Here is a 15018-nt window from a genome sequence, read left to right as displayed (position 1 = left end):
GTGTCCACCCTGCGCGACCTTGCCGAGGAGCACACCCAGCTCCGGCCGAGCGACATCGACCATCTGCACCGGATCGCCGGCGACTGGCAGCTGCTGTCCGACCTGTCCTTCGCCGACCTGCTGCTCTGGGTGCCGGTGGACGGCGACGGCACGTTCCTCTGCGTGGCCCAGGTCCGGCCCACGACCGCGCCGACCGCGTACCTCGACGACCAGGTCGGGCGGATCGTCGGCGGGCCGGAGGTGGCGCACCTGGACGTGGCCCACGGGCAGGGCCGGATCTGGCGGGAGGGAGACCCGGTCTGGTACGGCGACGTGCCCGCCCGGCACGAGGCGATCCCGGTGCGGCTGCGGACCGCCGACGGGGAGGCCGGCGAGGTCATCGCCGTGGTCGGCCGGGACACCAACCTGTCCACCGCGCGTACGCCCAGCCAGCTCGAACTGAACTACCTGACCACGGCCGACGACCTGGCCCAGATGATCGCCGACGGCACCTTCCCGCCGCCCCGGCACCCGGGCGAGACCACCTCGGCGCCCCGGGTCGGCGACGGACTGGTCCGGCTCGACGCCAACGGCAAGGTCACCTACGCCAGCCCGAACGCGCAGTCCGCGTACCGCCGGCTGGGCTACGCCTCCCATCTGGTCGGGGAGGACCTGGCCAAGCTGCACCGCCGGCTGGCCGGCGACCCCCTCGAAGGCACCGACGCGGGCAACGCGGTGCTGGCCGCGCTGCGTGGCGAGGCGCCGCCCCGGCGGGAGATCGACGCCCGCGGCGCCACCATGCTCACCCGCGCCCTGCCCCTGATGCCGGCCGGCGTGCCGATCGGCGCGCTGGTGCTGGTCCGCGACATCACCGAGGTACGCCGCCGGGACCGCGCCCTGATCACCAAGGACGCCACCATCCGGGAGATCCACCACCGGGTGAAGAACAACCTGCAGACCGTCGCCGCGCTGCTCCGCCTCCAGGCCCGCCGGGTCGCCATGCCCGAGGCCCGGGTCGCCCTGGAGGAGTCGGTACGCCGGGTCGCCTCGATCGCCCTGGTCCACGAGACCCTCTCCATGTCCAGCGACGAGGCGGTCGAGTTCGACGGGATCGTGGACCGGGTGGCCAGCGCGGCCACCGAGGTCGCCGCCACCGAGGTGACCGTCGGCATGCGCCGGCAGGGCAGCTTCGGCGTACTGCCGGCCGAGATCGCCACCTCGCTGGTGATGATCCTCAACGAGCTGCTGCTCAACGCCGTCGAGCACGGCTTCCCGGCCGGCGAGGAGGGTGCCGCCGGCCCGCGGGACGGGGCGGAGCCCGCGGTGGTGGTCTCCGCGCACCGGTTCCGCAAGCAGCTGCACGTATCCGTCACCGACAACGGGCGCGGCCTGCCCGAGCAGTTCGACGCCGAGCGCGGCGGCAACCTCGGGCTGCAGATCGTCCGGGCCCTGGTCACCGGCGAGTTGCGCGGCACCATCGAACTGCGCAACGGCGCCACCGGCGGCACCGAGGCCGTGCTGGTCGTCCCGCTCGCCCGCGGCACCACCGACCGTCTCACCACCTGACGCCCCCGCCTCGTCTCGCGTCCGCGCGTCTCGCGTCCGGCGCGCAAGGTCCGCACAAGTTCGCGGAAAGAGTGGCCTCCTGGCGCAACGAGGCACTCCTTCGGGGAAGTTGTGAGGATCTTGGCGAGGGCGAGGGCGAGGGCGAGGGCGCGGGCGCGGGCTTCAGCGGGTGAGGAGGGCGACGGTGATGCCGGGGCGGGGCCAGACCTGTCGCACGGTGAAACCGTCGCGCAACGCCCCTCCCTTGGGTCCCGGCACCGCGGCCACCGGATCGGTCCGCCGCCCGGACACCACCAGCCAGAGCCGCTCCACCCCGGCCAGGCATTCCGCAGGCCGGTCGCACTCGCTGGCCCAGAGGTCCGCGCGCTGCCGCTGGTCGCTGACCACCAGCACGTCGCGGGGCCGCCGTGCCCCCAGGTGGTACGCCATGCCGAGGTCGAGGAAGAGCCAACTCTCCCGGGGTGAGTAGACGATCGCGTCGCCCGGCTGCTGGTGCTCGGCGATGATCCGGGCCGCACCCCGGTAGTCGACGGGTGCGGCGCGCGGCCACTCGTGCGTACCGCGCAGCGCCGCCTGGTCGGGCAGGCCGAGTACCCCGGCCAGGGCCACCACGGCGAGCGCCGGCGCCAGCCGTATTCCGGCCACCGCCGCCCCGGCCAGCAGGCAGGCGAACGGCACGGTGAAGACGAGGTACCGGGTCACCCAGAGCGGCACGAGCGTCCCGGCGGCGAAGAGCAGCAGTACGGGCAGCAGGACGGCGGTGCCGGGGAGCAGCGCCCGGCGGCCGAGCCGCCCCGCGCCGAGCGCGGCGAGGCCGACCAGCAGCCCGCCCACCACCCCGCTCTGCGCCAACCCGCCGGGCAGCGCCGTCAGGTCGGCGGGGCGGGCCAGGTGCACCCAGTCGAGCTGTCGGGACCGCTGCCCGTCGGCCATCAGCACCAGCGGGGTGACCAGCAGTGCCGCCGGCAGCAACGCGACCACCCACCACCCCAGCGGCCCACGCCACCTGCCCGCGGGGCCGTCGCTGACCGGCTGTTCGCCCGCCGCCCGCTCCCCGTTCGCCCGGCCGCCCTCACCGCAGCGCCGGTCCTGACTGGGATCGCCGCCACCGACGCCGCCACCGACGCTGCCGCCGGCGCGGTTGCCGGTCGTGCCCCGGGCGGCCCCGCGATCGCCCGCCCGGTCGCCGGTCGCGCGGTCGCTCTCCCGGTTGCCGGCCCCGCGGTTGCTCGCCCGGTTGCTGGCTCCGCGGTTGCTTGCCCGGTTGGTCGCGCCGCTGCCGGCCGCATCGGAGGTCTGCGCGCCGGGGCCGGCTGCCGCCGGTCCGCGCCACGCGGCGAGCAGCACCACGAGCCCGTGCGCGGCGAGCAGCGTGAGGGCGATCAGGTGGGTCAGCCCGAGGGCGGCGATGGCCAGGGCGTACCCCGTCCAGCGTCGCCCCGTCGGCCGGCGCAGCGCGCCGGCCAGCAGCAGCGTGGCGAGCACGGCGAGGAAGGTGGCGAGGGCGTACGGGCGGGCTTCCTGGCCGTACCGGGAGGTGCTCGGAAGGGCGGAGAAGAGCAGCCCGGCGATCAACCCGACCCGGGCGGTGACCAGCCGTTCGCCGAGCCGGGCGGTGAGCGCGGCGGCCCCGGCCATGGCGAGCGCGGACGGCAGCCGCAGCGCGGTCGGCGAGGTCCCGGCCAGCGTCGTCCACGCATGCATGGCCAGGTAGTACGGCCCGGTCGCGGCGTCGATGGTGCCGGCCAGCCGGATCAGGTCGCCCACCGGGCGGGTGGCGGCGCTCCAGGTGGCCAGCTCGTCCCGCCACGGCTGCGCGTGCCCGATCCCGGCGAGGGTGACCACCAGCGTGAGCAGCGCCGGCGCCGCCGCGACCCACCACCTCGGGCGGTCGTCCATCGCCCCGGCCGGTGTGGGCGACGCAGGAGTGCTCACCTGTCGCAGCGTCACACAGGTCCGGCGCGGGGGTCGGCCGATTCGCGGCGCCGGCCACCCCGTGAGCGGTGCGGCGACTCCGTGGGCGGTGCGGCCACGACGTGAGCGGCTGCCTCGTGAGCGGCGCCGGCCACCTCGTGAGCGGCGCGGCTGCTCCGAGAGCGATCCGGCCCGCCCTCGGCCAGCCATACCTCGTCGCAGTGGATCATCGTCGATGCCCGTGATGTGGGATCACACACTCGACCGTTGGCCGGCCGTCGTGGGTTGTGGGAGCATATGGCGCATGACCGCCGCTGTCGTCCGCCGCTTCGTGGCCCGCCGCCACGTCGATTACGGCCGCGTGCGCAGCGCGATCTGTCCGGCCCACTGACGACGCCCGACCCATCCGTCTCGGGCGCGCTACCGCGCCGGCCGTCATCGACATCGCCGTCCACGGCCCTTGGCAGGGCCGGCCGCCGCGTTTGCGTACCCAGGCACAGCAGACAACGGAGGACGCCGCGATGGCGGTCAGCAGCACCCCCACCCGCGCCGACAACCCGCCCGCCGCGCGGGCGCCCCGCCGCGCCCGTGGCGAGGGGCAGTGGGCGCTCGGGCACCGCGAGCCGCTCAACGCGAACGAGCGGATCAAGAAGGACGACGACCCGCTGAACGTGCGGGCCCGGATCGAGAACATCTACGCCCACCGGGGCTTCGCCTCCATCGACCCGCAGGACCTGCGCGGCCGGTTCCGCTGGTGGGGGCTCTACACCCAGCGCAAGGCGGGCATCGACGGCGGGCGTACGGCGGTGCTGGAGCCGCACGAGCTGGAGGACGAGTTCTTCATGCTCCGGGTCCGGGTGGACGGCGGCGAGCTCAACCTGGCGCAGCTGCGGGTCATCGCCGACATCTCCCGCGAGTTCGCCCGGGACACCGCCGACATCACCGACCGGCAGAACATCCAGTTCCACTGGATCCGGGTGGAGGACGTGCCGGAGATCTGGCGCCGCCTGGAGGAGGTGGGCCTGCAGACCACCGAGGCGTGCGGCGACTGCCCCCGCGTCGTGTTGGGCAGCCCGGTTGCGGGGGTGGCCCGGGACGAGGTGGTCGACCCGACGCAGGCGCTCGACGAGATCGTCCGCCGGTACGTCGGTGACAAGCAGTTCTCCAACCTGCCCCGCAAGTTCAAGACCTCGATCTCCTGGTTGGTCGACACGCCGTACGAGGCGAACGACATCGCCTTCCTCGGCGTGCAGCACCCGGAGCATGGTCCCGGCTTCGACCTCTGGGTCGGCGGTGGCCTCTCCACCAACCCGATGCTGGCCAAGCGTCTCGGCGTCTGGGTGCCGCTGGCCGAGGTGCCGGACGTCTGGGCCGGCGTGGTCGGCATCTTCCGCGACTACGGCTACCGCCGGTTGCGTAACCGGGCCCGGCTGAAGTTCCTGGTCGCCGACTGGGGTGTGGAGAAGTTCCGCGAGGTGCTGGAGAAGGAGTACCTGGGCCGGACGCTGCTCGACGGCCCGGCCGCGGAGCTGCCGGACAAGCCGATCGACCACATCGGCGTGCACCCGCAGCGCGACGGCCGCCACTACGTCGGCGCGGCCCCGATGGTGGGTCGCGTCTCCGGGCCGCAGCTGGCCCGGCTCGCCGACGTGGTCGAGGCGCACGGCAGCGACCGGGTGCGGCTCACCCCGTACCAGAAGCTGCTGGTGCTGGACGTGGCGCCGGAGCGGACCGACTCGCTGGTGGCGGAGCTGCGCCGGATCGGTCTGGAGCCCCGGCCGTCCGCCTGGCGGCGCGGCACCATGGCCTGTACCGGCATCGAGTTCTGCAAGCTCGCCATCGTCGAGACCAAGCGGCGCGGCGAGGAGCTGGTGACCCGGCTGGAGGAGCGGCTGCGCGACTTCGACGCCGACATCTCGATCCACCTCAACGGCTGCCCGAACGCCTGCGCCCGGACGCAGGTCGCCGACATCGGGCTCAAGGGCCAGTTGGTGGTCGGTCCGGACGGCCGGCAGGTGGAGGGCTTCCAGGTGCACCTCGGCGGCGGCCTCGGCATGGCGCAGGGGCAGACCGCCGGCTTCGGCCGCAAGCTGCGCGGCCTGAAGACCACCGCCGAGGAGCTTCCGGAGTACGTGGAACGGCTGGCCCGCCGCTACCTGGCCGGCCGGGCGGAGGGCGAGGCCTTCGCCAACTGGGTGATCAGGGTCGACGAGGAGGAACTCCGATGAGCGAGCGTAGCGAGCGAATCAAGCAGCTCAGTGCAACTCATCGTGACACCGAGCGAAGCGAGGTGGCGCGATGAGCGAAACCCGTTCTGCGCCTCTCTACTGCCCGTACTGCGGGGAGGAGGACCTGCGGCCGAGCGAGGCCGGGCACGGCGCCTGGGAGTGCCACGCGTGTGCGCGGGTCTTCACCGTGAAGTTCGCCGGCCTGCTCACTCGGGCGGTGACCCGGTGAGCGGCCTGCGTTCCGCCGCTGACATGGGCCTGGTCGGGATCGGCGGGCCGGTCCCGGCCGGCGGGCCGGTCCCGGCCGATCCGCTCCGGCGCGACCCCGAGGAGCTGCGCGCGCTGGCCGAGGCGGCCGGCCGGGAGCTGGCGGACGCCCCCGCGCCGGAGATCGCACGCTGGGCCGCCGAGACGTTCGGCGACCGGTTCTGCGTGACCAGCTCGATGGCCGACGGGGTGCTGGCCCACCTGGTCTCCCGGGTCGCCCCCGGCGTCGACGTGGTCTTCCTGGACACCGGTCTGCACTTCCCGGAGACGCTCCGGGTCCGCGACGAGGTGGCCCGGCGGCTGCCGGTGAACGTCCGGTCGATCCGGCCGCGGATGACCGTCGGGCAGCAGGACGGCCAGTACGGGCCACGGCTGTTCAACCGGTCCCCGGACGACTGCTGCCAGCTCCGCAAGGTCGAGCCCCTGGAGCGGGCGCTGACCGGGTACGACGCCTGGGCCGCCGGGCTGCGCCGGGACGAGTCGCCAACCCGGGCCAACACCCCGGTGGTGGCCTTCGACGCCCGGCGCGGCAAGGTCAAGGTGAACCCGATCGCCGCCTGGACGCAGCGCGACGTGGACGCCTACATCGCCCGGTACGACATCCCGGTCAACGAGCTGTTCGGGCGCGGCTACGGCTCGATCGGCTGCTGGCCCTGCACCCGCCGGACGACAGCGGGGGAGGATCCGCGGGCGGGCCGGTGGGCCATGTTCGAGAAGACCGAGTGCGGCCTGCACACCTGACGCCCGACCCGCCGGTGGTGCTGGTCGCGCACGGCAGCCGTGACCCGCGGGCGGCCGAGGCGACCCGGGCGCTGGCCCGGGCCGTGGCGGCCGCCCGCCCCGGCGTCACGGTGCTGCCGAGCTGGCTGGACCACACCGAGCCCGGGCCGACCGCCGTGCTGCGGGAGCTCGCCACCGCCGGCCACTCCCGCGCGGTGCTGGTGCCGCTGCTACTGACCGCCGCGTACCACCGGAAGGTCGACATCCCGGCGGCCGTCGCCGCCGCCCGCGCGGGCGGGCCACCGATCGAGGTACGGGTCGCCGACGTGCTGGGGCCGGCCGACGGGCGGGTGGACGCCGGGCTGCTGGCCGGGCTGTGCCGCCGGCTGGCCGAGGCGGAGCCGGGCGGGTACGACGCCCTGGTGCTGGCCGCGGCTGGCACCCGGGATCCCCGTGCGCGCGGCTCGGTGGGCCGGGTCGCCGCGGCGCTCGGTGCCGAGCTGGCTGTCCCGTGTCGCGTGTCGTACGCCTCGGCGGCGCCCCCGGCAGCCGGCGCCGCAGTGGCGAAGCTGCGGGCGGGCGGCGCCCGCCGGGTCGCGGTGGCGGCCTACTTCCTGGCGCCGGGCCTGTTCCACGACGCCGTGCGGGGTGCCGCCCGGGACGCCGGCGCGGCGGCGGTCGCCGCGCCGCTCACCGATGTCTGCGACCTGGCCGACCTGGTCCTCCGCCGCGCCGCCGCCCAGCTCGGCTGACGCCGCCCTGGCTTGCCCCCGCCCAGCTCAGGTGATCATGAGGTTGGCGGCGCTCGGCGCGGTCCAGGTCGCGGTCAACCTCATGATCGCCGGGGACGGAGCCGGCCGGGGCTGGACAGCAAGACGCCCCGGCGGGCGGACCCGGCCGGGGCGTGCTGTGCGGTGCGATCAGGCGGAGTGAGCGCGCAGCACCCGGAGACCGCCGCGGCGCTTCACCGCGCGGCGCTCCTCCTCGCTCATCCCGCCCCAGACGCCGGCGTCCTGACCGGACTCCAGCGCCCACTGCAGGCACTGGTCGGTCACCGGGCAGCGCCGGCAGACGGCCTTGGCCTGCTCCACCTGCAGGAGGGCCGGACCGGACGTCCCGATCGGGAAGAACAGCTCCGGGTCCTCGTCGCGGCAGACGGCATCGTGGCGCCAGTCCATGGCGGCAACACTCCTCATTCTTACGTGGGGGCCAGATAACGCTTCGTTGCTTTTCCTATATGCATCCGCATTGCCGATTGGTGACGGTCAGCATCCATCAATTCGGCGCTGCGTGAGCAAGCTGCAAGCCCCGGGACCTGCTGGAACAGCTCAACCTGCCGAGCATATCCAGGCAATGTCCCGGTAACACAAGTTCGCTTGTGAATACTTTCACGAACTGCCGCGATGTCAAGGGTGACGCTCGGAAAAACTCCGAGCAGTGAGCAGGCTCACCACCCTTTTGTCCGGGTTTCAGAGCGCTCTGGTTACCCGGCGTGCCACAGTCGAGGATCAATATAGTACAGTCTGCGTGACATTGCTGACATTTCCGGCACCCTTTCGTCGGCGTGGCTCCGACAACTCCAGTTCGGCTTCGGCGCGTCTGACCGCCGCGCCGCGACCTGAAGCCGTCGCCCACCGCGGGGGAGCGGTGGGTCACCGTGTCAACGGACGGGAGTACCCGAGGCCTAGCAGATTACTCTCAGCGCGGCCGGAATGGATGCGAATCTAACTTTCTCCCGCTCGCCCAGGTAGTCCCCGTCGAGCTGGAAGGCCAGCGGGCGGGCCGAGAGCAGGGTGAACTCCGGCACGTCGTGCAGCCGGAGCGCCTGCCGGCCGTGCGGGTCGGGCTGCTGGGTGAAGAACTGCGTCACGGTACGTGCCGTGCTGGCGACTCGCAGCTGCCGCATCGCCAGCACGTCCAGCCCGAGGTCGAAGGACGCCTCCGGGTTCGGGTTGATCTCCCGCTCGCCCAGATACGTCCAGGGCGCGGTGTTCTGCACGATGACGGTGGCCAGCTCGGCCTCCGCGGTCTCGCCCGGCCGCTCCAGGGTGATGCTGGGGTGGCGCCGGTCGGACGCCAGGAAGTACTGGCTGACCGTCGACCGGAGGTAGAGCGCCGGCGTGGAGACCCGGCCCTGCCGGCGGGCCCGCTCCACCCGGTGGATCACCGCGGCGTCGATGCCGAAGCCGGCGCAGAAGGTGAAGTAGCGGTCGTCCGCCCGGCCCAGGCCGATCGTCCGGGACCGGCCCAGGCGCAGCCCCTCCAGGATCATGCTGGTCCCGTCGGGCCACTCCCGGGGCAGGCCGAGCGCGCGGGCGAAGACGTTGGTCGAACCGCCGGGCACGGTGGCCAGCGCCGGCAGCCGCTCCGCCGAGGTGTCCCCGGTACGGAAGGTCGGCGGCTCGGCGCTCATCAGGCCGTTCACCACCTCGTTGACCGTGCCGTCGCCACCCAGCGTGACCACCAGGTCGACGCCCTCCTCGGCGGCCTCCCGGGCCAGGTCCACGGCGTGCCCCCGCCGGCGGGTGTACCGCACCGACAGGTCGACTTCGCTGCGCAGCGCCCGGACCAGGACGTCACGGCTGCGTTCGCTGGTGGTGGTGGCCTTCGGATTGACCACCAGGACGGCCCGCATGGGCGGCACTGTACCGCGCCTACCCACGGGTATCGTGGCGCCGTGACGATCGACTCCGACCCGGTCCCCGCCCCGCTCCGCTGGGCGGTGCACCTGCTACGGGCCGAGGCGGTGGCGCTCGGCCTGGTCGCCGCCTGGCTGGTCTGGTCCGACCTGACCGCGCCCGCCACCGACCTGACCTCGGCGCTGCTGGTGACGGTGTTCGCGATCGGTGGGGCCGCGGCGCTCTGGGCCCTCGGCGGCGCGCTGGTACGCCGGAAGGCCGGTGCCCGGGCACCTGCCATCGTGCTCCAGCTCATGCTGCTACCGGTCGGCTGGTACATGATCCAGGGCGGGCTGGGCTGGCTGGGGCTGCCGCTGATGGCGCTGGGTGTCGGGGTCACCGGGCTGCTGGTCAGCTCGCCGACCAACCGGGCCCTCGGCGTCGGCTGACGCCGGGGTCCCCCGCACCTGAGCGCGGTCCGCCGCAAGCGACGCGGTCAGTAGCCGGAGGCGCGGCGGGTGAGCAGGGAGATGGTGGCCCGGCCGCCGCCGGCCTGGGCGGACGCCGCGGTGGTCAGCGCGGTGAGCACCTTCCAGGCGAAGGACGACTCGGCGGGCAGCGCCGCGCCCCGGACGGTCGGCACGGTCACCTCGACGGTGAGCGCATCCTCGGTCACCGCGAACCGGCACTCCAGCTCGGCGTTGCGGGTGGCGATGGCGAGAAGCATGGCGCAGGCCTCGTCGACCGCGATGCGCAGGTCCTCGATCTCGTCGAGGGCGAACTGGAGCCGGGCCGCGAGCCCGGCCGTGGCAGTGCGGAGCACGCCGAGATACCCGCCGTCGGCGGGCACGGTGAGGTGCACGACGTCGTCGCTCGTCGGCTGGCCGGTCAGTTGAGTCACCCTCATCCCCCTGGTGCGGGACTCTACCCGGTCAGGTGTCGGGGGATGTGACGGCCGTCGCCTGCGCGGCGAGTTGGTGCAACGCCGTGCCGGCGAGGCGGTAGGGGACCCACTCGTCCATCGGGCTCGCCCCAATGGACGAGTAGAACCGGGCCGCCGGGTTCCAGTTGATCATCCACCACTCCAGCCGCCGGTAGCCGCGCTCGACACAGATCGCGGCCAGGGTGGCGAGCAGTTGGCGACCCGCGCCGGTACCCCGGGCGGCCGGCCGGACGTACAGGTCCTCCAGGTAGATGCCGTGCACGCCCTCCCAGGTAGAGAAGTTGAGGAACCAGAGGGCGAAGCCGATGGGCTGGTCGGCCCGGTCCACCGCGACGTGGCCGAAGAGCGCGGGCGCGGGGGCGAAAAGAGCCGCGGTGAGCTGCTCCTCGGTGAGGTGGCACTGCTCGGGCGCCCGCTCGTAGTCGGCGAGTTCGTGCACCATCGCGACGACGGCCGGCACGTCCTCGGGACGTGCCGGCCGGATCGTCGGTGCCGGAGGCGGCGGGGTCACGCCTGCTTGGTCTCCCAGAAGATCTTCGAGATCTCGTCGATCTTCGACAGCAGCTCGTCGGCCTTGGCCGGGTCGGTGGCGCCCTTGGCGCCGGCGGCGCCCGCCATCTTGGTGGCCTCGTTGAAGAGTTGGTGCAGGTGCGGGTACTTCTCGAAGTGCGCCGGCTTGAAGTAGTCGGTCCAGAGCACCCACAGGTGGTGCTTGACCAGCTCGGCCCGCTGCTCCTTGATGATGATCGCCCGAGTGCGGAACTCCGGGTCGGTGTTCGCCTGGTACTTCTCGCAGATCATTTTGACCGACTCGGCCTCGATCCGGGCCTGCGCCGGGTCGTAAACGCCGCAGGGCAGGTCACAGTGGGCGCTGGCGGTCACACGGGGCGTGAGGATGCGGGGAAGGCGCATCAGGGTCCTCCATGGGATGTTTGCGATGATCCGAGACGACATTACTCCTGGACATGCTCCCCAGCGGGCGGGAGGTGAAACCCGGTGCGAGCGGTGAACGGATCCCACCCGACCGTGCTGCGCGGCCCACTGGCGGCGGTGCTGGTCACCGGCCCCTCCATGGTCCCGACCCTGCGGCACGGCGACGCGGTGCTGGTGCGTACCGGCGGCCGGCCGGTCCGCCCCGGCGACGTGGTGGTCGCGGTCTTCCGGAGCCGCCCCGACCTGCTCGTGGTCAAGCGCGCGGTCCGTCCGCAGGACGGCGGATGGTGGCTACGCGGCGACAACGACCTGGTCGCCGACGACTCCCGGGCGTACGGGGTGGCGGACGTCCGGGGTCGGGTGGTGGTCCGTTACTGGCCGCATCCCGGGCTGGTCAAGGGTCGGCAAGAATGGATATGACCCCGCTCACACCCCGGTGACGGGTGCGCCACTATGCTCGGAAAGTGCCCGGGTGACCCCCGCACCGCCGCCCCGCTGGCCGCTGACCACCGCGCGCCGAGCCGGCCGGTCCGTCTGCTCGACAGATCCAGGAGTCACCATGTCTTCCGCCCCTCCGGACCCCGCCGATCCCGTCTTCCGGCTGCACGCCGGCGGCAAGATGGCCGTCACCTCGACCGTCCCGCTCACCAGCCGGGAGGATCTCTCCCTCGCGTACACCCCGGGGGTGGCCCGGGTGTGCGAGGCGATCGCCGCCGACCCCGACCTGGTCGACGACTACACCTGGGTTTCGCACACCGTCGCCGTGGTCACCGACGGCTCCGCCGTGCTGGGCCTGGGCAACATCGGCCCCCGCGCGGCGCTGCCGGTGATGGAGGGCAAGGCGGTGCTGTTCAAGCAGTTCGGGGGCGTGGACGCGGTGCCGATCTGCCTGGACACCCAGGACGTCGACGAGATCGTGGCGACGGTTCGGGCGCTCGCCCCGTCGTTCGGCGGGATCAACCTGGAGGACATCAGCGCCCCGCGTTGCTTCGAGGTGGAACGCCGGCTGGACGAGGCGCTACCGATCCCGGTCTTCCACGACGACCAGCACGGCACCGCGATCGTGGTGCTGGCCGCGCTGCGCAACGCGGCCACCCTGCTCAACCGCAAGCTCGGCGACCTGCGGGTGGCGGTCAGCGGGGCCGGTGCGGCCGGCGTCGCGGTGACCAGGATGCTGGTCGCCGGCGGAGTGAACCCGGACCAGGTGGTGGTCTGCGACTCCAAGGGCATCCTCGGTCGGCACCGCGAGCTGACCGGGACCAAGGCCGAGCTGGCCGAGACCACCAACGCGGACGGCCGGCAGGGCGACATCACCGAGGCGCTGCGCGACGCGGACGTGCTGATCGGCGTCTCGGGCGGGCAGATCCCCGAGGCGGCGGTGGCCGGGATGGCCCCGGGCGGCATCGTCTTCGCGCTGGCCAACCCCACGCCCGAGGTGCACCCCGAGGTGGCGGCCCGGCACGTCGCGGTGGTCGCCACGGGGCGCAGCGACTACCCCAACCAGATCAACAACGTGCTCGCCTTCCCGGGGGTGTTCCGGGGCGCGTTGGACGCCGGGGCCACCCGGATCACCGACGGGATGAAGGTGGCCGCCGCCGACGCCATCGCCGGGGTGGTCGCCGAGTCGCTGACCCCGGAGGCGATCGTGCCGTCCCCGCTGGACCCGCGGGTCGCCCCGGCGGTCGCCGAGGCCGTCGCCGAGGCGGCCCGCCGGGACGGGGTGGCCCGCCGCTGAGTCGACGGAAGGGGCCCTTCTTATTGCATTTTGCACAGGAAGGGCCCCTTCTTAACGGGCGCTCAGCTTGTTACCGTGCCGATCATGCGTGCCGCCTATGCCTCGGCCTTCGACGCCGACAACCCGCTCGCCGCGCTCACCGTCGGCGACCGTCCCGAGCCGACCCGACCCGAGCCGGACTGGGTCACCGTGCAGGTACGGGCCAGCTCGCTCAACCACCACGACCTCTGGTCCCTGCGCGGAGTGGGCCTCAGCGGTGACCAGCTCCCGATGATCCTGGGCTGCGACGCGGTCGGCACCGACCCGGACGGCAACGAGGTGGTCATCTACCCGGTGGTGCCCACCCCGGGTGACCCGCGTGGGGTCTCCATCCTCTCCGAGCACTTCCCCGGCACCTTCGCCGAGCGGGTGGCCGTACCCCGGATGAACCTGCTGGCGCTGCCGGAGGGCCTGTCGGCGACCGACGCGGCCTGCCTGCCCACGGCCTGGCTCACCGCGTGGCGGATGCTCACCACCAAGGGGCGGGTCGACGAGGGCGAGTCGGTGCTGGTCCAGGGGGCCGGCGGCGGGGTGGCCACCGCGGCCGTCGCGCTCGGCGTCGCGCTCGGCAAGCGGGTGTACGCGACCAGCCGCGACGCCGCCAAGCGGGAACGGATCACCGAGCTGGGGGCGACCGCGCTGGAGCCCGGCGCCCGGCTGCCCGAGCGGGTCGACGTGGTGATCGAGACGGTCGGCGCGGCCACCTTCGACCACTCGCTGAAGTCCGCCGCGCCGATGGCCCGGATCGTGGTGTCCGGCGCCACCGCCGGGCACGAGCCCAAGGTCAACCTGCGCCGGGTCTTCGCCATGCAGCTGGAGATCCTCGGCACCTCGATGGGCACCCCAGACGAGCTCACCGAACTGCTGTCGTTCTGCGCCGAGCACGAGGTGCGACCGGTGGTCGACAGCGTGGTGCCGCTCAGCCGGATCGAGGACGGCTTCGCCCGTCTCGCCTCCGGCGACGTCTTCGGCAAGGTCGTCATCGACCACACCGCCTGACGGGGGCGCGGCGCGGATGCGTCAGAGGTGGTCGTCGAGGGTGGCCAGGCCGCCGCGGGTGGCGTCGGCGGGGAGGCGCTGCTTCGCCGCCGCGTCGCCGTAGAGCGTCCAGCGCAGGAACTCGACGGTGGTGTCGGCGACCACCCGCAGCGCCGCGCCGTCGGTGAGCAGGGCCCGGCCGTGATCGCCCTTCGGCAGGCTGAGCAGCGCCTTCGGCCAGGGCACCGCGTCGTAGGCGGCCTTGCCGGAGGCATAGTTCACCACCTCGTCGGCCTCGCCGTGCACGAACAGCTGCGGGGCGGCCGCACCGGCGAAGGCGGTGCCGACGCCGAGAGCCGTACCGGCGAAGACGATGCCCGCGTCGAGCCGGTCGTCCCGGCCCGCCGTGAACAGCCCGATCGTGGTCACCCCGCCCGCGCTGTGCCCCGCCGCGGCCACCCGTTCGGTGTCCAGCCGGCCGTGCAGCGGGTCGTCCGCCTTCGCGTCGAGGGCGAGCACCTGGGTCAGCGCGTACGACACGTCGGCCGGCTGGTTGAGCACGTCGAGCACGTTGCCGTCGCCGCCCGCCCCGGTGTGTGGGAACCGCGGCGCGGCCACCACGAACCCGGCCGCCGCCCAGCGGCCGAGCAGAAGCTGGTAGTCCTCCGGCCGGGCGCCCAGCCCGTGGCTGAACATCACCACCGGAAACCGCCCGGCCGCCGCCGCGGCCGAGCGCTCGGGCGCGCCGCCGGCCGCGCCCCGGGCCGGGTACCAGACGGTCACCGGCAGAGCACGGTCGCCGTCGCGGTTCAGCTTGAGCTGGCGTACGCCGACGGCGAAGCTCTCGGTGGGGGCGTGCCCGATGGGTACTCGCGGCGCCGGCGTGGTCGCCTTGGGCGGCGGGGTCGGTGCGGCGCGCTCGGGCAGGACGGTCCCGCCGGAGCAGCCGGCCAGACCCGCGCTGAGCAGGGCGGCGGCGACCAGGGCGGCACGGCGACGGAGCATGAAGACGATTCTGCCTCGCGATCCGGACCGGCCGGCCGGCCTTCGGTCGCGCCGGCCGCGATCGACACCGGGTTCGGCGTCCGCTCGGTCCGG

Annotated in this window: 16 protein-coding genes; 9 read left to right on the top strand and 7 right to left on the bottom strand. The window is 73.6% G+C overall.

Going from position 1 to position 15018, the window contains the following annotated elements; genetic code table 11:
- Entirely contained in the window at positions 1–1545 is a 1545-nt protein-coding gene (locus tag A6A27_RS12320; protein ID WP_073834723.1) for a sensor histidine kinase, read from the top strand.
- A 162-nt stretch (positions 1546–1707) separates the two neighbouring features.
- Here the strand turns inward: A6A27_RS12320 and A6A27_RS12315 are convergent, their stop codons facing one another.
- Positions 1708–3444, bottom strand: coding sequence for a glycosyltransferase family 39 protein (locus A6A27_RS12315; RefSeq protein ID WP_073834722.1), 1737 nt, complete (start codon positions 3442–3444; stop codon positions 1708–1710).
- A 536-nt stretch (positions 3445–3980) separates the two neighbouring features.
- Here A6A27_RS12315 and A6A27_RS12310 point away from each other — a divergent pair.
- The 4 genes from A6A27_RS12310 to A6A27_RS12300 all read left to right on the top strand — a co-directional run bounded on the left by A6A27_RS12310 (position 3981) and on the right by A6A27_RS12300 (position 7426).
- The gene (locus tag A6A27_RS12310; RefSeq protein ID WP_073834721.1) at positions 3981–5687 is read left to right on the top strand and encodes a nitrite/sulfite reductase; all 1707 of its coding nucleotides are present in this window, start codon (positions 3981–3983) and stop codon (positions 5685–5687) included.
- Positions 5688–5757: 70 nt separating this feature from the next.
- Entirely contained in the window at positions 5758–5916 is a 159-nt protein-coding gene (locus A6A27_RS44960) for a hypothetical protein (RefSeq protein WP_198940279.1), read from the top strand.
- Positions 5913–6695 carry a phosphoadenylyl-sulfate reductase gene (locus A6A27_RS12305; protein ID WP_073834720.1) on the top strand — a complete coding sequence of 261 codons (783 nt, stop codon included), beginning with the start codon at positions 5913–5915 and terminating at the stop codon, positions 6693–6695. The genes A6A27_RS44960 and A6A27_RS12305 overlap by 4 nt, the downstream gene beginning before the upstream one ends.
- Positions 6677–7426 (top strand): sirohydrochlorin chelatase, encoded by a 750-nt coding sequence (locus A6A27_RS12300; protein WP_073834719.1) that lies wholly within the window; start codon positions 6677–6679, stop codon positions 7424–7426. The genes A6A27_RS12305 and A6A27_RS12300 overlap by 19 nt, the downstream gene beginning before the upstream one ends.
- Positions 7427–7594: 168 nt before the next feature.
- Here A6A27_RS12300 and A6A27_RS12295 read toward each other — a convergent pair whose 3' ends face one another.
- Both A6A27_RS12295 and A6A27_RS12290 read right to left on the bottom strand, forming a co-directional pair.
- A complete protein-coding gene (locus A6A27_RS12295; RefSeq protein WP_073834718.1) occupies positions 7595–7852 on the bottom strand; it encodes a WhiB family transcriptional regulator in 258 nt (85 codons plus the stop codon).
- 506 nt (positions 7853–8358) lie between these two features.
- Entirely contained in the window at positions 8359–9309 is a 951-nt protein-coding gene (locus A6A27_RS12290; protein ID WP_073834717.1) for a diacylglycerol/lipid kinase family protein, read from the bottom strand.
- 42 nt (positions 9310–9351) lie between these two features.
- On the opposite strand from A6A27_RS12290, the gene A6A27_RS12285 reads away from it, so the two are divergent.
- Positions 9352–9741 carry a hypothetical protein gene (locus tag A6A27_RS12285; protein ID WP_073834716.1) on the top strand — a complete coding sequence of 130 codons (390 nt, stop codon included), beginning with the start codon at positions 9352–9354 and terminating at the stop codon, positions 9739–9741.
- Positions 9742–9788: 47 nt separating this feature from the next.
- On the opposite strand, the gene A6A27_RS12280 is transcribed toward A6A27_RS12285, so the two are convergent.
- The 3 genes from A6A27_RS12280 to sodN form a co-directional block, all read right to left on the bottom strand.
- Entirely contained in the window at positions 9789–10193 is a 405-nt protein-coding gene (locus A6A27_RS12280) for an ATP-binding protein (protein ID WP_073834715.1), read from the bottom strand.
- A gap of 31 nt (positions 10194–10224) precedes the next feature.
- Complete coding sequence (locus tag A6A27_RS12275) at positions 10225–10677, bottom strand: GNAT family N-acetyltransferase (protein WP_143193986.1); 453 nt, start codon at positions 10675–10677, stop codon at positions 10225–10227.
- 65 nt (positions 10678–10742) lie between these two features.
- The gene (sodN, locus tag A6A27_RS12270; RefSeq protein ID WP_073834713.1) at positions 10743–11147 is read right to left on the bottom strand and encodes a superoxide dismutase, Ni; all 405 of its coding nucleotides are present in this window, start codon (positions 11145–11147) and stop codon (positions 10743–10745) included.
- Between the two features lie 84 nt (positions 11148–11231).
- Between sodN and A6A27_RS12265 the strand changes: the two genes are divergently transcribed.
- From A6A27_RS12265 to A6A27_RS12255, 3 genes are all read left to right on the top strand, one after another.
- Positions 11232–11588 carry a S24/S26 family peptidase gene (locus tag A6A27_RS12265; RefSeq protein ID WP_274534547.1) on the top strand — a complete coding sequence of 119 codons (357 nt, stop codon included), beginning with the start codon at positions 11232–11234 and terminating at the stop codon, positions 11586–11588.
- Between the two features lie 139 nt (positions 11589–11727).
- Positions 11728–12903: an NAD(P)-dependent malic enzyme gene (locus A6A27_RS12260; protein ID WP_073834712.1), complete on the top strand. Its 1176-nt coding sequence runs from the start codon at positions 11728–11730 to the stop codon at positions 12901–12903.
- Between the two features lie 75 nt (positions 12904–12978).
- Entirely contained in the window at positions 12979–13941 is a 963-nt protein-coding gene (locus tag A6A27_RS12255) for a zinc-binding dehydrogenase (RefSeq protein WP_073834711.1), read from the top strand.
- Positions 13942–13962: 21 nt separating this feature from the next.
- Here A6A27_RS12255 and A6A27_RS12250 read toward each other — a convergent pair whose 3' ends face one another.
- Positions 13963–14925 carry an alpha/beta hydrolase family protein gene (locus A6A27_RS12250; RefSeq protein ID WP_073834710.1) on the bottom strand — a complete coding sequence of 321 codons (963 nt, stop codon included), beginning with the start codon at positions 14923–14925 and terminating at the stop codon, positions 13963–13965.
- Positions 14926–15018 lie beyond the last annotated feature (93 nt).

It is taken from the genome of Micromonospora sp. CB01531 (assembly GCF_001905095.1).
Lineage (GTDB): Bacteria > Actinomycetota > Actinomycetes > Mycobacteriales > Micromonosporaceae > Micromonospora.
The sequence above is the reverse complement of the archived record's forward strand: the minus strand, read 5'-3'. Positions and strand labels throughout refer to the sequence as shown.